The 17,015-nt window shown below is 74.1% G+C and carries 21 protein-coding genes; 12 read left to right on the top strand and 9 right to left on the bottom strand.

The features are described 5' to 3' along the window. The 5 genes from D450_RS30415 to D450_RS33400 form a co-directional block, all read left to right on the top strand. Positions 1–260, top strand: a 260-nt coding sequence (locus D450_RS30415; RefSeq protein ID WP_017539730.1) for a response regulator transcription factor, incomplete at its 5' end; no start/stop codon positions are given. Positions 261–352: 92 nt separating this feature from the next. Continuing rightward, positions 353–955 (top strand): DM13 domain-containing protein, encoded by a 603-nt coding sequence (locus D450_RS0116315; RefSeq protein WP_241483183.1) that lies wholly within the window; start codon positions 353–355, stop codon positions 953–955. Between the two features lie 221 nt (positions 956–1,176). Next, the gene (locus D450_RS31860) at positions 1,177–2,787 is read left to right on the top strand and encodes a sigma-70 family RNA polymerase sigma factor (protein WP_051063604.1); all 1,611 of its coding nucleotides are present in this window, start codon (positions 1,177–1,179) and stop codon (positions 2,785–2,787) included. 446 nt (positions 2,788–3,233) lie between these two features. Beyond that, positions 3,234–4,001 (top strand): VOC family protein, encoded by a 768-nt coding sequence (locus D450_RS0116305; RefSeq protein ID WP_017539728.1) that lies wholly within the window; start codon positions 3,234–3,236, stop codon positions 3,999–4,001. 83 nt (positions 4,002–4,084) lie between these two features. Further along, entirely contained in the window at positions 4,085–4,306 is a 222-nt protein-coding gene (locus D450_RS33400) for a hypothetical protein (protein ID WP_152520851.1), read from the top strand. Between the two features lie 46 nt (positions 4,307–4,352). On the opposite strand, the gene D450_RS0116295 is transcribed toward D450_RS33400, so the two are convergent. The 4 genes from D450_RS0116295 to D450_RS0116280 all read right to left on the bottom strand — a co-directional run bounded on the left by D450_RS0116295 (position 4,353) and on the right by D450_RS0116280 (position 7,792). Next, on the bottom strand, positions 4,353–5,435 hold the full coding sequence (locus D450_RS0116295) for an ABC-2 transporter permease (protein ID WP_017539727.1): 1,083 nt from the start codon (positions 5,433–5,435) through the stop codon (positions 4,353–4,355). A 23-nt stretch (positions 5,436–5,458) separates the two neighbouring features. Next, entirely contained in the window at positions 5,459–5,929 is a 471-nt protein-coding gene (locus tag D450_RS0116290; RefSeq protein WP_241483184.1) for a Clp protease N-terminal domain-containing protein, read from the bottom strand. A gap of 177 nt (positions 5,930–6,106) precedes the next feature. Beyond that, complete coding sequence (locus tag D450_RS0116285) at positions 6,107–6,796, bottom strand: class I SAM-dependent methyltransferase (RefSeq protein ID WP_026128594.1); 690 nt, start codon at positions 6,794–6,796, stop codon at positions 6,107–6,109. Positions 6,797–6,820: 24 nt separating this feature from the next. Next, entirely contained in the window at positions 6,821–7,792 is a 972-nt protein-coding gene (locus D450_RS0116280; RefSeq protein ID WP_017539724.1) for an alpha/beta hydrolase, read from the bottom strand. A 71-nt stretch (positions 7,793–7,863) separates the two neighbouring features. Between D450_RS0116280 and D450_RS0116275 the strand changes: the two genes are divergently transcribed. Continuing rightward, on the top strand, positions 7,864–8,694 hold the full coding sequence (locus tag D450_RS0116275) for an SDR family NAD(P)-dependent oxidoreductase (RefSeq protein ID WP_017539723.1): 831 nt from the start codon (positions 7,864–7,866) through the stop codon (positions 8,692–8,694). Here D450_RS0116275 and D450_RS0116270 read toward each other — a convergent pair. Continuing rightward, entirely contained in the window at positions 8,658–9,461 is an 804-nt protein-coding gene (locus D450_RS0116270; protein ID WP_017539722.1) for a GNAT family N-acetyltransferase, read from the bottom strand. The two genes, D450_RS0116275 and D450_RS0116270, sit on opposite strands and share 37 nt — an antisense overlap. 84 nt (positions 9,462–9,545) lie before the next feature. On the opposite strand from D450_RS0116270, the gene D450_RS0116265 reads away from it, so the two are divergent. From D450_RS0116265 to D450_RS0116250, 4 genes are all read left to right on the top strand, one after another. Then, positions 9,546–9,809, top strand: coding sequence for a phosphoribosyl-ATP diphosphatase (locus D450_RS0116265; protein ID WP_017539721.1), 264 nt, complete (start codon positions 9,546–9,548; stop codon positions 9,807–9,809). A 64-nt stretch (positions 9,810–9,873) separates the two neighbouring features. After that, the gene (hisG, locus tag D450_RS0116260; RefSeq protein ID WP_017539720.1) at positions 9,874–10,728 is read left to right on the top strand and encodes an ATP phosphoribosyltransferase; all 855 of its coding nucleotides are present in this window, start codon (positions 9,874–9,876) and stop codon (positions 10,726–10,728) included. A gap of 198 nt (positions 10,729–10,926) precedes the next feature. After that, positions 10,927–11,625 (top strand): spermidine synthase family protein, encoded by a 699-nt coding sequence (locus D450_RS0116255; RefSeq protein WP_017539719.1) that lies wholly within the window; start codon positions 10,927–10,929, stop codon positions 11,623–11,625. A 168-nt stretch (positions 11,626–11,793) separates the two neighbouring features. After that, a complete protein-coding gene (locus D450_RS0116250) occupies positions 11,794–12,573 on the top strand; it encodes an SDR family NAD(P)-dependent oxidoreductase (RefSeq protein ID WP_017539718.1) in 780 nt (259 codons plus the stop codon). A gap of 85 nt (positions 12,574–12,658) precedes the next feature. Here the strand turns inward: D450_RS0116250 and trxA are convergent, their stop codons facing one another. Continuing rightward, complete coding sequence (trxA, locus tag D450_RS0116245) at positions 12,659–13,036, bottom strand: thioredoxin (RefSeq protein ID WP_017539717.1); 378 nt, start codon at positions 13,034–13,036, stop codon at positions 12,659–12,661. Positions 13,037–13,300: 264 nt separating this feature from the next. On the opposite strand from trxA, the gene D450_RS0116240 reads away from it, so the two are divergent. Together D450_RS0116240 and D450_RS0116235 are read left to right on the top strand one after the other, a co-directional pair. Then, positions 13,301–13,714 carry a YidH family protein gene (locus tag D450_RS0116240; RefSeq protein WP_017539716.1) on the top strand — a complete coding sequence of 138 codons (414 nt, stop codon included), beginning with the start codon at positions 13,301–13,303 and terminating at the stop codon, positions 13,712–13,714. Then, a complete protein-coding gene (locus D450_RS0116235; RefSeq protein ID WP_017539715.1) occupies positions 13,711–14,064 on the top strand; it encodes a DUF202 domain-containing protein in 354 nt (117 codons plus the stop codon). The genes D450_RS0116240 and D450_RS0116235 overlap by 4 nt, the downstream gene beginning before the upstream one ends. Positions 14,065–14,146: 82 nt before the next feature. Here the strand turns inward: D450_RS0116235 and D450_RS0116230 are convergent, their stop codons facing one another. The 3 genes from D450_RS0116230 to D450_RS0116220 all read right to left on the bottom strand — a co-directional run bounded on the left by D450_RS0116230 (position 14,147) and on the right by D450_RS0116220 (position 16,783). Beyond that, positions 14,147–15,139 carry an NAD-dependent epimerase/dehydratase family protein gene (locus tag D450_RS0116230; RefSeq protein WP_017539714.1) on the bottom strand — a complete coding sequence of 331 codons (993 nt, stop codon included), beginning with the start codon at positions 15,137–15,139 and terminating at the stop codon, positions 14,147–14,149. Positions 15,140–15,213: 74 nt separating this feature from the next. After that, positions 15,214–15,927 (bottom strand): PIG-L deacetylase family protein, encoded by a 714-nt coding sequence (locus tag D450_RS0116225; RefSeq protein WP_017539713.1) that lies wholly within the window; start codon positions 15,925–15,927, stop codon positions 15,214–15,216. Between the two features lie 151 nt (positions 15,928–16,078). Next, on the bottom strand, positions 16,079–16,783 hold the full coding sequence (locus tag D450_RS0116220; RefSeq protein WP_017539712.1) for a WbqC family protein: 705 nt from the start codon (positions 16,781–16,783) through the stop codon (positions 16,079–16,081). Positions 16,784–17,015: the final 232 nt, after the last annotated feature.

Below are 17,015 nucleotides of genomic sequence, written 5' to 3'. Positions count from 1 at the left end.
CCGGGCGGCTGCGGGAGCAGGACGGCGCCCCCGCCCCCCGTGCCGCCGCGGCGGCGCGCGCCGAGGCGCTGTCGCCGCGCGAGCGCGAGGTGCTGGCGCTGGTGGGGCAGGGGCTGTCCAACGCCGAGATCGCCCGTCGGCTCCATCTGGTGGAGGACACCGTGAAGACCCACGTGAGCTCGGTCTTCACCCGCCTGGGGGTGTCCAACCGGGTCCAGGCGGCCGTGCTGGCCTATGAGGCGGGACTGGTCCGCTCCTGAGCGGGGTCGCCTTTCCCTCCCCGGCTCCGAATGGGGGGGGAGCAGGCAATGGGCGGGGCGGTGCGCGCCCTGCAGGAGCAGGGGAGGGCGACATGGGCAAGTGGGCGCGGAGTCCGTTGGTGTGGGGCGCGGCGGTGATCGCCGTCGCGGTGCTCGCGCTGGGGCTGTGGGCGTTCCAGCCGTGGAGGCTGTACACCAGCACGACCGTCGACGAGGCCCTTCCCTCGGCGGGGCCCTCGACCGAGCGGACCGGGGGCGCGGACGGGGCCGACACCGACGCGGAGGACGCCGGGAACGGGGAGGGCGGCGAGCAGGACGCCTCCGGAGAGGTGTCCCCGGAGGAGCCCTCCGAACCCGTCGTACTGGCGGAAGGGGAGTTCGTCTCCCAGGAGCACGAGACGTCGGGAACGGCGCGTGTCCTGGAGCTTCCGGACGGCTCCCGTCATGTGCGCTTGGAGGATCTGGCCTCCAGCGACGGACCCGACCTCTACGTCTGGCTGACCGACCAGGAGGCGGGCGGCGACTGGTCCAAGTACCGCGACGGCCGCTATGTCGACCTCGGAGCCCTCAAGGGGACGCATGGAAACGCCAACTACGAGATTCCTGAGGACGCCGACATCGATGGCATGACCAGCGTCGTCATCTGGTGCGACCGCTTCTCGGTCGCGTTCGGGTCGGCGCCGCTCGGCCTGTAGGCACCCCCGGCCTCGGCGAGCGGCGCACGGACATCGCAGGGGCCTCGGAGAAGAATTCCACGGGCCACCTGGGAGAACGGCGTATCGGGCCGGTCGGCTCGGCGCAGGTCCGGCATATCCCATTACACTGAGCGCTTCCGCGACCACTCTATTCAACGGACCGTGTGGGCCCCACAATGGCCGAAGCCCGGACGAGCCGTGCCGAACAGGGGCGGGGTGCATTGACCGACACCGATCGCGGGCCCGAGCACGAGGCCGGGTCCGACGACGAGCTCGCCGCCGGACTCCGCGGAGGCGGACCGACCGGGACACAGGCCCTCGACGAGCTGTACCGGCGCCACTGGCGGCCGGTGCTCGCCTATGCCGCGACCTGCTGCCGCGACCCCCACACCGCCGAGGACCTGGCCTCCGAGGCCTTCACCCGCACTCTGGAGGCGGTCCGGGCCGGCCGCGGCCCCGGCGCCGCCTGGCGCCCCTACCTGCTGGCGGTGGTGCGCCGCACCGCCGCCGACTGGGCGGGAACCGAGCGGCGCACCGAGCTCTCCCCCGACTTCGAGCTCTGGCTGGACCGGGCCCCGGAGGAGAGCGGCGAGGAGCGGGTGCTGCGCCTGGAGGACGGCGGGCTGGTGCGCCGGGCCTTCCACTCGCTTCCCGAGCGCTGGCAGGCGGTGCTGTGGCACACCGAGGTCGAGGAGGAGGCGGCCGACCGGGTGGCCCCGCTCCTGGGCATCGGCAGGAGCGGCGTGGGGTCGCTGGCCTCGCGCGCGCGGGAGGGACTGCGCGAGGCCTACCTGACCGCGCACGTCGCCGGGGCCGAGGGCGAGTGCCGCCGGTTCGCCCCGCTCATCGGCACGCAGGCGCGGCGCTCCGGCCGCCGGATCCGCCGCGACCTGGGGCGCCACCTGGCCGAATGCGAGCGCTGCCGGGCGGCATTCACCGAGCTGAGCGGGCTGAGCCGGCGCATGCGCACGGTGCTGCCGACGGCGCTGCTGGTGTGGGCGGGGCCGTTCACCGGTGTGGCCGGGCTGCAGGCCGGGCTGGTGGCCGGGGGCTCCGCGGCCTCCGGGACGGCGCCGCTGGCCGCGGGCGCCGCGGCGGTCGGGGCCGCCGCGGTGATCGGCGGCGCGGCCGTGCTGGGCGGCGTGCCCGAGCCGGACCAGGGGACCGTCCGGGACACCGCGACCGCCGCGGCCCCGCAGGTGCCCCGGGAGACGGTGCAGGAGCCGCCGCCGGAGGCGCCCGAGCCCTCCGCCGGCGCGGAGCCCGGCCCCGTGCAGCAGGCCGAGGCCGAGGACGAGACCGCTCCGGAGGAGGAGCGGGACGAGCCCGGCGGGGAGGACGAGGAGGACCGCTCGGTGCGGGCGCAGAGCGACGACATCGGGCCGGGCGCCGGGGCCGCCCGCCTGATGAACGCCGGGACGGGCGCGTGCGTGCTGCCGGAGGGCGAACGCGTGGTCGTCGGCCCCTGTGCGGGAACCGAGGAGGAGGTGTGGGAGACCTTCGCCCTGACGCCCGGGGACGACCGCACCTGGCTGCGCAACGTCGATACGGGCGGCTGCCTGGGCTACGAGCCGGAGGCGCGCGAGGGCGATGCGGTCAGCCACGAGCCCTGCCGCGCCGACCGGGAGGGGCAGATGTTCCGCTTCCTCATGCACCCCGACGGCAGCTACTACCTCGTCACGGAGGCGCAGGGGGCGTGGGGCGGGTACCTCCAGCTCGGTGTGGAGGAGTGGAGGGACTTCACCCCGCCGCCGGAGCAGGGGTCGCCGCTGGTGACGATCTACAACCACTACGACGCCTCCCGTCTGCGATTCCTCACCGCCGCCGAGTGAGGGCCGACGCGCGGTGACGGGAGTGCGCTGAGCCGCCCCGGGAAAGTTAGGTAACGAAACGATGAACCTGCGGGACGTGAGAGTGCGTGGGGACTCATTGAAGGGTGACCGCTGCGGCGGCGGTTACCCCGCTCGATCGCCGCCGCAGCGGCTTACCTCCCGTGGATCCCCTTAGGGCTGGCGACCGCAGCCCCCGCCGACCCGCCGCCCGGCCGGGGCCCGTGAGCGGGGTACCTGCTGCTCCGTCGCCGCCCTGCCTCCCGGACCGCGAGTGGCCCGGCGGCCGACCGGCGGCGCCGGGGAACCCCGGCCTTCGTCGTCGCCGTCCCCGACATCCCGGCGGCCTCCGGTCGTCCATCGAGAAGCGGTCACGGTCGTGGGCGGCCTGGGGCGGTCGTACGGACTCCCGGGGCGGGGTGAGGGGAGACGCGGGTCACAATGGGGGCATGTCGCTGCCTCCCGGACTGGACCACATCGTCTACGCCGCCCCGGACCTGCCCGCGGCGGTCGCCGCGTTCGCCCGGCTCACCGGGGTCGAACCCGGCCCCGGCGGGTCGCACCCCGGGTGGGGGACGCGCAACCGGCTCGTGGGGCTCGGCGGCGGGGCCTACCTGGAGCTGGTCGGCCCCGACCCGGCGCAGATCCCGCCCGCCGGGCCGCGCCCGTTCCGCGTCGACACCCTCTCCGCGCCCGGTGCCGTCACCTGGGCCGTGCGCCGCGACGGCCTGCCCGACCACGCCCGCCGGGCGCGCAGCGCCGGCTACGACCCGGGCCGCGTGCTCGCGATGAGCCGCCGCCGTCTCGACGGCCGCCTGCTGCGGTGGCGGCTCACCGATCCGCGGGGCGCCCACCCCAGCGGCGCGGTCCCCTTCCTCATCGACTGGGGCGACGCGCCGCACCCCGCCTCCTCCGGCCTGCCCGAGGTGCGCTTGGCCGACCTCCGGGTGCAGGCGCCCGAGCCGGAGGCGGTCGCCGCGCCGCTGCACGCGGTCGGCGCCGGCGTGCGGGCCGAACCGGGCCCGGCCGGGCTGGTGGTCGCCCTGGACACCCCGCGCGGACGCGTCGAGCTCGGCCCCCCGCCCCGTCGGGGGGAGCGGCGGATGAACGCCCCCGGACCGCCCGTCCCGGTGCACCCCTCCGGCTCCGCGCTGCGCACCCTGCTCGACGCGTTCGACGGTGGCGGGCCGGCGACGGCCGGAGGCCGCCGGGGATGATCCGATTGCGGCCGTGACCCCATCGGGTCTCCACTCGGTCACGGCGGGGTCCGTGTCCGGCGTTCCGATCGCAGGATTGTCGGATGGCACACCGTGGGCGGGCCGATGCCGTCGAGAGCGACGACGGTGCGGCCCGGCGCGCGGGACCAGCCTGCCACGACGCCGCGCTCGACCCTCCCTCGTGCCCGCGCGGCGACCCCCCTCGATGGAGTGAGGCCGATATGACCTTCGTCCTGTTCGTTCTCCCCGTGCTCATCCTGGCGGCGGCGATAGGCGCCTACATCTACATGGGCAGGCAGGAGTGAGCGGAGTGGTGGGATGAACGGCGCCGCCGGCCCCGCGTCCGCCCGCTCAGGCGGCGTGGGCCGGGGCCGTCCGGTGTCCGCCCGGGTGCCGGTGGCGCCAGGTCCAGAAGACGGCGCACCCCGCCAGCGCCCACGCGCCCAGTACCAGGAACGGGAGCGCGTGCTGGTGCCCCGGGAAGTAGATGGCGGTGTGCTGGGCGCTGATCGAGGCGCCCGGAGGGAGCCAGCGCCCGAGCTCGCCGAGCGGGTGCGGCAGCAGCGGCCAGGAGACCGCCCCGCCCGATGAGGGGTTGCCCAGGAGCACCATGACGCCCCAGGTCGGCAGCATCGCCCAGCGGCCGATCAGGGTGTTGAACATGGTGAAGACCATGCCCGAGGCGAACATGGTCAGCGACAGGACCGCCCACGACTCGGGGAACGGCAGGCGCAGCGCGCCCAGCCCCCAGTCCACCGTCGCGGCGATCGCGAAGCCGCCCAGGGCCGCGTAGCCGGCGGTGAAGGCGATGCGCACCGGCGGCGACAGTGCGGAGGCGTGCACGCTGAGCTGGATCGCGCCCACGAACCCGATGATCACGGCGGCCAGGGAGATGTAGAAGACGGCCAGCCCCTGCGGGTCGGTGGACTGGAGCGGCTTGAGGTCGTGCACGGTCACCCGGACGCCCAGGTCGTCGCCGACCTGCGGTGCGGTCTCGGTGAGCAGCCGTGCCACCGACGCTCCGGCCGCGCTCGCCACGCCCAGCTCCACCTCGTCGCCGCGGACCTGGAGCACCGCGAAGACCTCCTGCTCCTCCACCGCACGGCGGGCGGCGTCCTCGTCGGGGAGGACGCGCAGGTCCAGTGAGGAGCCCAGCCGCTCGTCCATGGCCGACACGAAGGCGGTGCCGTGCTCCTCCGCCCCCGAGGAGAGCGCCTCGGCCTGTTCCGGGGACGGCGGCACCACGGCGGTGGGGATGTCCCGGGGTACGGGCGCGGCCATCGCGTAGGTGTAGGAGCCCGCGAAGAGCGCGGCGGCCGCGCTCAGGATGAGGACGAGCACGGTCGCGGGCAGCAGGGCGGAGCCGCGGAAGGCCCGCCAGGCCTCCGCCGGGCTCCGCCTGCGTCCGTGCGCGCCGGTCGGGCGGTCGGGCATGGGGTCACGGTAGACCCGCCCGGTCAGCGCGGCCGGTCCGACGCGCGGGCCAGGCGCTCGGCCGTGCTGCCGAGCGCGCCGGTGTCGACGCCGGCCTGCTCCAGGGCGCGGGCGGCCCCGCCGTCGGCGCGCAGGACCCCCAGCAGGATGTGGGCGCCGCCGATCCGCCGGTGGCCCAGGCCCACGGCCTCGCGCAGCGACAGCTTCAGCGCCTTCTTCGCCCCTGTGGAGAAGGGGATGTGGTCGCCGAAGAGCCGGAACGCGCGGCCCGCGCGCGGGCGGCGCGTCGGCACGGGGGCGGCCTGCGCCGCCGTGCGCAGGTCCGGTGCGGACGCGCCGTGCTCGCGCAGGGCGCGGGCGGCGGGGCCGTCCTGGGCGTCCATCAGGGCCAGCAGCAGGTGGACGGTGCCGATCCGGCGGTGACCGAGGCCGCGGGCCTCCTCCTGGGCCCAGACGACGGCGTTCCGGCCGTCGTCGCCGAAGCGCTCGAACATGGTGCTCACCCCTCGATTCGTCAACAAAACTTGACGGTCAACTTGTGTTGACGGTAGGCGGCGCACCTTGGTGTTGTCAATGAAAGTTGACGAATTCGGGGCGGAAGAACGGGCGCGGGCCCTGGGCCCGCGCCCGTGCGCGGCGGCGGCCGCCCCGGGCGGCCGCCGGGCGGGACGTCAGTCCACGGGCTTGCGCAGGTGGTGGATCCAGGCCGGCGGGAAGTTCGCGATGACCTTCTCCGAGCCGGTGCCGTAGCGGTTGAGGTACTCCTCGACCACCCAGCCCGAGCGCGCCTGGCGCAGGTAGTCCTCGCGCGGGGCGATGACCGCCTTGACCTCCTTGGTGTACAGGTAGCCGAAGAACGACAGCCGCCCGCCCGGCTTGAGCACCTCGAAGTAGTGCTCGAATATCCCCCGCACCTCCCCGGCCGTGAAGTTGGCGAGGGGGAGGCCGGAGATGATCAGGTCGTACCCGCCCTCGCGGGAGACCTCCTCCACGGGCGCGGCGTGCACCCGCAGCCGCTCCCGGACCGGAGCGAAGTCCGGGTCGGTGTCCACCAGGTCCTGAAGGTGGGCGGCCATCCCCGCGTTCGCCTCCACCAGGTCGGCGGTGTCCTCGGGGCCCATGTGGCGGGCGATCGCCCGGGAGACCGGGCCGGTCCCCGCCCCGCCCTCCAGGATCGCCAAGGGGGCGGGGCCGGGCCGTTCGGTCAGGTGGCGGGTGAGCGCGCCGGCCAGGGCGGGGCTGCTGGGCACGACCGACCCGGTCGCGCGGAACGTGCGCACCGCCTCCCGGAGGAAGAGACCGGCGTCGCGCAGCCGTGAGTCGAATCGGAGGGTGTGGGTAGGACTCTGTGTCGCTGCCATGCCTGCACGCTAGCGGGTGGGCGCCTAAGACGCCGGTGAAGCGGAGGGCCGTGTCGCGGCGAAGACCGAGCGCAGCGCGGCGGTCACCGCCCTCTCCGCGCGCTCGGCCGCCGGGAGGAAGGCCCCGAAGCCGAACATCCCGTGGAACCCGTCGTTCACCCGGACCGTGGTCGCCGGGACGCCGGCGGCACAGAGCAGCCGCGCGTACTCCTCGCCCTCGTCGCGCAGCGGGTCGAAGTCCGCGGTCAGCACGAGCGCGGGCGGCAGCCCCTCCAGCCGTGCGGCGAGCGCGGGCGAGGCGTCGGGCTCGCGCTCCTGCCCGTCGGACAGGTACTGCTCGTTGAACCAGGCCATGGCCCGGCCGGTGAGGAAGTAGCCCTCGCCGTTGTCCGTGCGGGAGGGGTAGGCGCCGTCGCCGCTGGGACCGTACCCGGTGAAGTCGGTGACCGGGTAGATCAGCGCCTGGTGGCACAGTTGCGGGCCGCCGGCGTCGCGGGCCGCGCGGGCGGCCACGGTCGCCAGGTTGCCCCCGGCGCTGTCCCCGCACACCGCCAGCCGCGCCGGGTCGATGCCCAGCTCGGCGGCGTTGTCGGCGACCCAGCGCAGTGCGGCGACGGAGTCCTCGACCGCCGCCGGGTAGGGGTGCTCGGGGGCCAGCCGGTAGTCCACCGCCACGACGACCGCCCCGGCGCCGTCGGCCAGGATGCGGCAGATGTGGTCGTGGGACTCCAGGTCGCCCAGGACGAACCCGCCGCCGTGGAAGAAGACGATGCCCGGCGCCGGGGCGGCGGGGTCGGGCCGGTAGTGGCGCAGGGGGACCTCGCCCGCCGGTCCGGGCGCCGACAGGTCCCGCACCAGGGCCACCTCGGGCCCTTCGACGGGGGTGCGCTGCGCACGGGCCGCGCGCAGCTCCCGGGGGTCGGCACCGGGCCCGATCTCGGGCACGGCCGCGGTCATCATGTCGACGAAGCGACGGGTCTGGGGGGTCATCTCCATGGGCTACCTGACCTTTCCCGAATGCCGTTCTAGCGGTGTGACCTTAACCCGCGCGGGTAGCATGCGTCACCATGAGCGCCGGACCCCCTGCCAAGACCGCTGCCAAGACCGCGCTCGTCACCGGGGCCTCCTCCGGGATCGGCGAGCAGTTCGCCCGAGACCTGGCCGAACGGGGGTTCTCCCTCGTCCTGGTCGCGCGCCGCACCGAACGCCTGGAGGCGCTCGCCGCCGAGCTGGGCGACCGCTTCGGCACCCGGACCGAGGTGCTCGCCGCCGATCTGGGGGCGCCGGGCGGGACCGACGCCGTCGAGGAGCGCCTGCGCGCCGACGGGACCGGCCCCGACGCCCCGGTCGACCTGCTGGTGAACAACGCCGGCCGCGGCGACGGCGGGGAGTTCGCCGCACAGGACCCCGACGACGTCGACCACATGCTGGACGTGAACGTCCGGGCGGTGCTGCGGCTCACCCGCGCCGTGCTGCCGGTGCAGACGGCGCGCAGGGCGGCGGGCGAGCGCGGCCCCCTCCTGGGCGTGATCAACGTGTCGTCCATGGCGGGGGAGATGACCGTGAACCCGGGCGGGTCGGTCTACGCCGGGACGAAGAAGTTCGTGACCCTGTGGAGCGAGAGCGTGGCCCTGGAGGCGGCCCCGCACGGTGTCCACGTCACGGCGGTGCTGCCGGGCTTCGTCCGCACCGACATGACCCGCGCCGTGCAGGAGGGCGGCATGCCCGACGCGGCGTTCGTCCCCAAGGAGCGCATCACCCGCGACGCCCTGAAGGCCTGGGCCGCCGGACGCACGAGGGTCGTGCCCGGGGCGCAGTACAAGGCGGCGGACGGCCTTCTTCGGGCCGTCCCGCGCGTCCTCTACAGGGCGGTGGCCGGAAGGCGCACCGTGCTGTAGACGCCCGCCGTGCGGAAGCCGAGCCGTTCATAGGAACGGACGGCCGGATTCCCCTCGGTCACGGCCAGGCCGACCTCCCGAACGCCCTGCCGGGCCAGCAGGGCGATCGCCCGGCGCATCAGCAGGCCGCCCAGGCCTGCGTACCGCGGGTCCGGGCGCCGGAACACTTCGCCGATCCAGGGCACCTCGTCCGGGCGGTCGTTGACCACCAGCACGGCGCCCACGCGCCCGTCCTCCTCGGCCGCCAAAGCGCTCACGTCCATCACCGGCCCCAGCGCGTTGCCGTCCAGGAGTTCGGACAGCAGGCCGAACTCCTCGGCCTCGCTGCGCGCGGGGTCGCGGTCGGGGTGGCCCGCGGGGAAGGCGGCCAGGAAGGCGTCGAACACCGCGCGCATCCGCTCCTCCCCCGCCTCGGACAGGTCCAGGGCGCCGGAGGCCAGGCCGACGAGGTGCAGGCCGGGGCCCGGACGCGCCTGCTCCCACTCCGGCGGGGGCGGATCGCCGGCCAGGTCGCGCCGCATCTCGCGGGCGCGGCGCACCGCGTGCCCGCCGCCCGCGCACAGCTCTTCGGCGAAACCGCCGTCGGCGGTGGCCACCGCCCACCCCGCCAGCCGCTCCAGCGCCGTCCGGGCCGCGCCGGGCCCGTGCGCGCGGGCCTCGGCCGCCAGGAGCGCGCCGGGCCGGGACCGGTCCGCGAAGCTCACCACCGCCGCGCCGCGGGCGTCGGTGAGCACCGTGCGCCCCGCCGTCTCCCCTGCCGTGTCCACCGCTCCACCGTAGAGGGGCCGCGGTCACGAGCGGGGTGCGGGTGCGCCTACCCTGGTGGGGCGAGTCGCCTGAGGAAAGTGATCATGAAGACCTTCGATGAGCTGTTCGCCGAGCTGTCCGAGAAGGCCCGCACCCGGCCCGAGGGGTCGGGCACGGTCGCGGCCCTGGACGCCGGCGTCCATGCCATCGGCAAGAAGGTCGTGGAGGAGGCGGCCGAGGTCTGGATGGCCGCCGAGTACGAGTCCGACGAGGCCGCGGCCGAAGAGGTCTCCCAGCTGCTCTACCACCTCCAGGTCCTGATGCTGGCGCGCGGGCTGCGCCTGGAGGACGTCTACCGCCATCTGTAGGCGGCCCCGGCCGCCCGCCCCGGACGCAGCAGACCGGCACCACGGACCCGAGGGGGAAGCCTCCATGCCCGACCAGCTCCGCATCGCCGTGCCCAACAAGGGCCAGCTCTCCGAACCGGCCAGCGCCATGCTGCGCGAGGCCGGGTACCGCCAGCGCAAGGACTCGCGCGACCTCGTCATGGTCGACCCGGACAACGGCGCCGAGTTCTTCTTCCTCCGCCCCAAGGACATCGCCGTCTACGTCGGCGAGGGCATCCTTCAGGCGGGCATCACCGGGCGCGACATGCTCCTGGACTCCCGCGCCCCGGTGGAGGAGGTCCTGCCGCTGGGCTTCGGCCACTCCACGTTCCGCTTCGCCGCCCCCGGCGGCGCCTCCATGAAGCTGGAGGACCTGGAGGGCCGGCGGGTGGCCACCTCCTTCGAGGGGCTGCTCACGCAGTACCTGGAGGGCAAGGGCGTGGGCGCCCGCGTCATCCACCTGGACGGGGCGGTGGAGAGCTCCATCCAGCTGGGCGTGGCCGACGCCGTGGCCGACGTCGTCTCCACCGGGACCACCCTGCGCAACGCCGGGCTGGAGATGTTCGGCGAGCCGATCCTGGAATCCGAGGCGGTCCTCATCCGCCCGGAGGGCGCCGGGGAGGACCCGCTGGTGGAGCGGCTGGTGCGCCGCCTGCGCGGGGTCCTGGTCGCCCGCGACTACGTGATGATGGACTACGACGTGCACGCCGAGCACCTCGACGCGGCCGTCGCCCTGACCCCCGGCATGGAGGGGCCCACCGTCTCCCCGCTCCACCGCGAGGGCTGGGTGGCCGTGCGCGCCATGGTCCCCCGCCGCGCGGCCCAGCAGATCATGGACGACCTCTGGCACATCGGCGCCCGCGCCATCCTCGTCACCGACATCTACGCCTGCCGCCTCTGAGGAGCGCCGTTTCCTCGTCCTGAGGGCACCCGCCGGACCACGGGGCGGGTGCCTTCGGCGTTCCCGGACCGGTGCACCGGTCCGGAGCCTCGCCGGTGACGCCGTTCGGGGCGCCGTCGGACGGGCCGGACGGGGGGCGGGCTTTGGTTGAATGGAGCGCCGGCCCTGTGCAGTCCCGATCGTCAGGAGGAAGCGGACGTGTCCCAGCCCCCGGATGCGGTGGCGGAGGTCGTGGACCGGGTGATCGGGGAGACCGGCGGTGAGCTGGTGCTCCGGCGGTCGGGTCCGGACTGGGAAGTGTTCAGTAACGGGGTCTTCCTCATGGATACCCGGGACGGCGCCTCTGAGCGGGCGATGGTGCGGGCCGCCCTGGACCACCTGCCCGACGGGAGCGCGGGTGCCCGGGTGCTCATCGGCGGGCTGGGGGTCGGCTTCTCGGCGCGGGAGGCGCTGGACGATCGGCGGGTCGGACTCGTGCGCGTGGTCGAGCTGGAGCCGAAGGTCGTCGAGTGGCACTCCGGCCCCCTCGGGGAGGTCGCCGGGCGGCTGCCCGAGGAGTCGCGGTGCGACCTGGTCCGCGCGGACCTGGCCGAGTGGCTGGAGGAGGCCGCACGCGCCGCCCGGGACGGCGGCGAGCGGTACGACGCGCTCTGCCTGGACACCGACAACGGCCCCGACTGGACCGTCCGGGAAGAGAACGGCCGCCTCTACGAGCCGGGGGCGATGGACCTGATCGCGTCGGTCACCGCCCCTGGAGGGGCGGTGGCGTTCTGGAGCGCCATGCGCTCTCCGGCCTTCGAGGGCATGCTGCGCGCCCGCTTCGGGGACGTCCACACGGTCGAGGTGCCCGCGCGCGCGGGCGAGCCCGACGTCGTCTACCTCGTGCGAGTGGCATAACGCACACCGGCCGCCAACGCCCTTCGGGGCGGGCGTGCCGTTCCGGACCCTGGTCTCACACCTAGCGCCTGCTCGATAATTCCCATATCGGGCACTAATATTCCTATTAGGAACATGCGTGGGACACTGCACGGCCCTGGAGGCAGGGCCGGGCGGAAGGAGGAGGCCATGGACGCCGAAGCGATCGGCCGCCGGTTCACCGGCAGGGCGGGGATCCTCACCGGGGCCGCGTCCGGCATCGGGCGGGCCGCCGCGCTGCGCCTGACCGCGGAGGGCGCGCGGCTGCTGCTCGTCGACCGCGACGAGGAGGGCCTGAAGGAGACCGTGCGCCTGGTCGGGGAGCAGGGCGGCCGCGCCGGCGGTGCGGCGTCGGCCTACGCGGCCGACATCGCCGACGAGGACACGGTGCGCGGGGCCGTGGCCGCGGCCAAGGACCGCTACGGGGCCGTCGACCTGCTGGTCAACGTGGCCGGCTTCCACAAGGTCGTGCCGCTGGAGGAGGTCACCCTCGACTACTGGAACCGGCAGTTCGCCGTGAACACGGCGGGCACCATGCTGTTCTGCCGCGAAGCCCTGCCGCACCTGGCGGAGGGCGGGGGCGTCATCGTGAACACCGCCTCGACCTCGGCCACCCACGCCCACCCGTACATGACCGCCTACGCCGCCTCCAAGGGCGCCGTGCTCGCCTTCACCCAGAGCCTGGCGGCCGAGGTGTGGGGGCGCGGGGTGCGGGTGCTGGCCGTCTCGCCCGGCGGCGTGGCCACGCCGCTGACCGAGGCCGTCTCCTTCCCCGAGGGCACCGACGGCGCGTACTACGCCCGGATCACCCCGCCGGCGGGGATGGGGCGGCCCGAGGAGATCGCCGCGGCGATCGCGTTCGCCGCCTCCGAGGACGGCGCCTACGTGCGCGGTGTGGAGCTGCGCGTCGACGGCGGCTCGCACGCCTGAGGGCGCCGCGGCCGCCCGGCGCGCAGGCGCCGCGCACACGCACAGGGGCGGGGTCCGCGGACCCCGCCCCCGCGCGCGTCGGCGCTCACGACGCCGTGCCGTCGGACTCCTGCTTGGCGATCTCCTTGCGGACCTCTTCCATGTCCAGCTCCCGCGCCTGCTTGATCAGGTCGTCGAGGCTCTCCTTGGGAAGGGCGCCGGGCTGGGCGTAGATCACTGTCTTGTCCCGGACCACCATCAGCGTGGGGATCGACTGGATGTCGAAGCTCGCGGCCAGTTCCTGCTGGTCCTCGGTGTCCACCTTGGCGAAGACCAGGTCCGGGTTCTCCTCCGAGGCCGTCTCGTAGACGGGGGCGAACTGCTTGCACGGCCCGCACCAGGAGGCCCAGAAGTCGATGAGGACGAAGTCGTTCTCCGTCAGCGTGTCGTTGAAGTTGTCCTTGGTGAGTTCGACGGTGGCCACTGCTTCTCCTGAACTTGCCGGGTGCACGTCGGTCCCTCGTAGAGCGGTCCTGCCCGAGGATTTGTTCCGCAAGCATGCCGTGATCAGCGGGATGAACGCGAACCGCGCCGCTGAGCGGGGCCGCTGCGCCCGCACCGCGCCGACCTGCGCCCGGCCTTTTCCCGACAAAACACCCGATGCATACCGGCTTGGGAGGAAAACCCGCAGGTCATTAAGGTCGTATGGAAGACGGGATCTGGCACGTCGGGAACGAACGGGGGGCATGTGGCGGGCACGCGGCCGAGCGGCGGCGGACGGCAGGGGGAGGACCCCGGCGACCCCGGCCGCGGACACGGGGACCGGGCCGGGCGCGAGTCCGAGCCGGACTACCGGTTCACCCTGGCCAACGAGCGCACCTTCCTGGCCTGGATCCGCACGGCGCTGGCGCTGGTCGCCGGGGCCGTGGCGGTGCTGCACCTGGTCCCGCTGGACTGGAGCGGCCCCGCCCGGCTGACCGTGGGGCTGGCGCTGACCGTCCTGGCCGTGGTGATCACCGCCTACGCGCCGATGCGCTGGCTCCAGGTCCAGCGGCTGATGCGCCGCGGGGCGCCGCTGCCGCTGAGCGCGCTCCCGGTGGTCACCACCGTCGGCGTGGCCCTGGTCTGCGGCGCCGTGCTGGTCGGGAACTTCTGGGGATGAGCGGACGCGACCCCGGACTCCAGCCCGAGCGCACCCTGCTCTCCTGGCAGCGCACGGTGATCGTGCTGGTGGCGGTCGCCCTGCTGTACGTGCGCGACCCCTTCCAGGACGGCGGCGAGCCCGGCCCCGGCGCGCTGGTGCGCGTCGCCGTGGCGCTGGTGCCGATCGGTGCCGCGGCCGCCGCGATGGTGCACGTCCGGCGCCGGTGGCGGGCCACCGGGCACGGGGCCCACGACGACGCAACCGGGCAGGCCCCGGCGCCGCTGGCGCGCGGGTGGGTCCGGGTCCTGGTCGGCGCCGCGACCGCGGTGTTCGCGGTCGCCGTGGCCGTGAGCGCGCTGACCGGGTAGCCGGGACCGTCCCCGGCGGGGCGGGGAGGCCGGCGAGGGGGCCGGATGGACGGGGGTCCGGCCCGTCGGGGACGGGTGCGCCTCAGGCCAGGGCCGCGGCGCGCGCGTCCGGGTCGCTCGAGCGCTCGTGCTCGATCAGGGACCCGATGATGTCGTCCAGGCTGCGCTGGGGCCGGTAGCCGATGAGCGAGCCGGCCAGCGAGGTGTCGGGCATGCGGCGCTGCATGTCCTCATAGCCCTCGCCGTAGGCGTCCTCGTAGGACACGTAGTCGATCCGGCTGGACGAGCCCGTCTTCGCGATGACCCGGTCGGCCAGGCCCTTGATGGAGACCTCCTCCTTCCCGCCCAGGTTGACCGCGCGGTTGTAGGCCGCCGGTGTGTCCAGCAGCCGCACCACGGCCGGGACCACGTCGAACACCGACCCGAAGCAGCGGCGCTGGGCGCCGGTGCCGTAGACGGTGATCGGCTCGCCGCCCATCGCCTGGGAGACGAAGCGCGGCACCACCATGCCGTAGCGGCCGGTCTGGCGCGGCCCCACGATGTTGAAGAAGCGGGTGATGACGCAGGGCAGGCCGGACTCCTCGCCGTAGATGTAGGCGACGAGCTCGTCCAGGCCCTTCGCGGCGGCGTAGGACCAGCGGCTCTTGAGCGGCGATCCCAGGATCCGGTCGGCGTCCTCGGTGAGGCCGTCGACGTCGTTCTTGCCGTAGACCTCGCTGGTCGAGGCGACCATGAACCGGGCCCGGCGGCGCGCGGCCGCGGCCACGACGTTCTCGGTCCCGTGCAGGTTGGTGTGCAGCGACTGCAGCGGCTTGTCCACGATGGTGTGCACGCCCACCGCCGCCGCCAAGTGGAAGACGGTGTCGCACTCGGCGATCACATCGTCCACCAGGCGCGCGTCCAGGATCGATCCCTTGACCAGCTCGAACCCGGGGTTCCCGGCGAGCTGGGCCAGGTTGGACTCGCGTCCGGTGGACAGGTCGTCGAGCGCCACCACGGTATGCCCGTGGGCGATGAGGTGGTCGCACAGGTGCGATCCGATGAAGCCTGCTCCTCCGGTGACAACGGCCTTCAACGTAGCTTCCCCCTCCTGAGGGTCACGGTGCTCTGTGTGCGCGCCGGCGCGGGGGCGCCGGCGGTATGCGCCGCTCAGGCGAGCATGCGCATGGCGTAGAAGCCTTCGGCCAGAGCCACCCCCGCCTGCATGCCGCGCAGCACGGCGAGGCTGCGCAGCGTCGGTTCGGAGCGGGTGTGCGGGTGTTCGTGGATCTGGGTGCCGTACAGCCGCATCCCGGCCAGCTTGGCCTCCATGTCGGCCTCGTCGAGGCCGACCATGAGGCTCGGGGAGCCGGCGGCGTCGTAGCGCCACTGGTCGGCGGCCTCCTCGTAGGCCAGCACGACGGCCGGGTGGTGCCGCTTGCGGTTGTCCGACGGGCGCAGGGCCGTGTGCACGGCCTCGGCGGTGACCTGGTGGTCCTGGTTGTAGCTGGTGCGGTGCGGGGCGATGACGACCGTGGGCTCGACGGCGGCGATGGAGACCGGGCTGTGCCGCTCGACGGCGTTGGCCAGCTCGAAGCGTGGGAGGGCGTCGAGCTTGAGGTGGTACTCGTCCCCCGGGAACGCGATGTGCCAGTCGTCCCAGCGGAAGTGGTCGGCGACCTCCTTGATCTCGGCATGGCGCTCATTGGCCGTGGAGAAGCCGCGCGGGGAGACGTCGGCGGTGTCGCCCACGGTCATGAACTGCACGTAGACCTCGGCGCCGGCGGCCTTGGCCCGGTGCATCAGGCCGCCGCAGCCCAGGGTCTCGTCGTCGGGGTGGGGGGCGAAGATGAGGATGCGTTGCTGAGACCAGTCGATCGTCATGACTGCGTTCCTTACCAGCGGGGGATCGTGTCCTCGGCGCGCCGTGCGCTTGCCACGGAGACGTCCGGTGGACGGTGTCGGTTGCCACACCGGGGCGGGCACGGGTCGGCCTGTCCCCGGCGGAGTGCGGGAAGCGGGGAGGAGCCGGCCGTCAGCCGGAGCGGGCCTCGCGCAGGATCCCGATGCCGTCGGGTCCGACGTTGAGCAGCAGGTCCAGGGCGGCCATGCGGGGCAGGAACTCGGCGCCCCGTCTGCTGTGCTGCGGGTACTCCGGGTGGCGGAAGTCCTGCCACTCCACGGCGACGCCGTAGCGCTGGAAGATCTCCTGGTCGACGTAGTCGCGGGCGCCGTCCCCCGAGAGCATCGTCCCGGCCCCGACCTTGGCCGAGAGCTGGGCGAGGAGCTCGCTCTTCTGCCCGGGGAACTCGCCGAGCTCGCTCGCGCGCACCACGGGCGTGTCGATCCCGAAGGCGTCCAGGACCAGTGATGTGGTGGCCCAGGCCAGGTCGGCCAGGTGGGTCCAGTCCCGCTCGTACACCGAGAGGACCCGCTCGCCGTAGTCGTCCCAGAACGGCGCGTTGCGGTAGCAGTGTTCCGCCAGGGAACGCCTGTGCTTTTCCCGCCAGGGGTGGGAGCTGTCGATCTCCTTGTCCATAATGCGCTCGTGGCGGCCGCGCTGGATAACCGGGACGGTGAGCAGCACGGGGCCGTTCTTCGAGGCGACGTAGTTGCGGTTCTGCCACCCTTTCCGCTCGTACTGGACATGATCGAGCACGACGAAAAGATCGCTCCTGTCGATCTTGTCGATGAGGCCCAGCCAAGGCAGATAGTGCGGCTGGTGCATGGCGACGCGCACTGAGGTTCCTCTCCGAGGCGGGGACTGCACGCTCTGTCCGGGCGCGGATGCCGGTTCCGGGGCCGTCGCCCCTGCTCGGCGGTCCGGTCCTGCTCCTCTGGGGGATCTACGGGTCGGTTCTACAGCATCTCGGGATCGGCTCGCTGGAAAACGAAGAAAGTGCGTAGCGTGGGCGGTACCGTGCCGTCCCTCCCGTATTGCATCAACGGGGCTCACCCGCCGCAAGGCCGCG

The organism is Nocardiopsis halophila DSM 44494, from assembly GCF_000341245.1.
In the GTDB taxonomy this organism is placed as follows: domain Bacteria; phylum Actinomycetota; class Actinomycetes; order Streptosporangiales; family Streptosporangiaceae; genus Nocardiopsis_A; species Nocardiopsis_A halophila.
This window is presented reverse-complemented; position numbering and strand designations above follow the sequence as displayed.

What these genes read in the sequence shown, in the direction of transcription:
- D450_RS0116305 (WP_017539728.1), top strand. Translation starts at nt 3,234, where the DNA reads ATGTCGCTGCCTCCCGGACTGGACCACATCGTCTACGCCGCCCCGGAC.
- D450_RS0116295 (WP_017539727.1), bottom strand. Translation starts at nt 5,435, where the DNA reads ATGCCCGACCGCCCGACCGGCGCGCACGGACGCAGGCGGAGCCCGGCG.
- D450_RS0116265 (WP_017539721.1), top strand. Translation starts at nt 9,546, where the DNA reads ATGAAGACCTTCGATGAGCTGTTCGCCGAGCTGTCCGAGAAGGCCCGC.
- D450_RS0116225 (WP_017539713.1), bottom strand. Translation starts at nt 15,927, where the DNA reads ATGACGATCGACTGGTCTCAGCAACGCATCCTCATCTTCGCCCCCCAC.
- D450_RS0116250 (WP_017539718.1), top strand. Translation starts at nt 11,794, where the DNA reads ATGGACGCCGAAGCGATCGGCCGCCGGTTCACCGGCAGGGCGGGGATC.
- D450_RS0116275 (WP_017539723.1), top strand. Translation starts at nt 7,864, where the DNA reads ATGAGCGCCGGACCCCCTGCCAAGACCGCTGCCAAGACCGCGCTCGTC.
- D450_RS33400 (WP_152520851.1), top strand. Translation starts at nt 4,085, where the DNA reads ATGGCACACCGTGGGCGGGCCGATGCCGTCGAGAGCGACGACGGTGCG.
- D450_RS0116235 (WP_017539715.1), top strand. Translation starts at nt 13,711, where the DNA reads ATGAGCGGACGCGACCCCGGACTCCAGCCCGAGCGCACCCTGCTCTCC.
- D450_RS0116315 (WP_241483183.1), top strand. Translation starts at nt 353, where the DNA reads ATGGGCAAGTGGGCGCGGAGTCCGTTGGTGTGGGGCGCGGCGGTGATC.
- hisG (WP_017539720.1), top strand. Translation starts at nt 9,874, where the DNA reads ATGCCCGACCAGCTCCGCATCGCCGTGCCCAACAAGGGCCAGCTCTCC.
- D450_RS0116280 (WP_017539724.1), bottom strand. Translation starts at nt 7,792, where the DNA reads ATGGAGATGACCCCCCAGACCCGTCGCTTCGTCGACATGATGACCGCG.
- D450_RS0116285 (WP_026128594.1), bottom strand. Translation starts at nt 6,796, where the DNA reads ATGGCAGCGACACAGAGTCCTACCCACACCCTCCGATTCGACTCACGG.
- D450_RS0116290 (WP_241483184.1), bottom strand. Translation starts at nt 5,929, where the DNA reads ATGTTCGAGCGCTTCGGCGACGACGGCCGGAACGCCGTCGTCTGGGCC.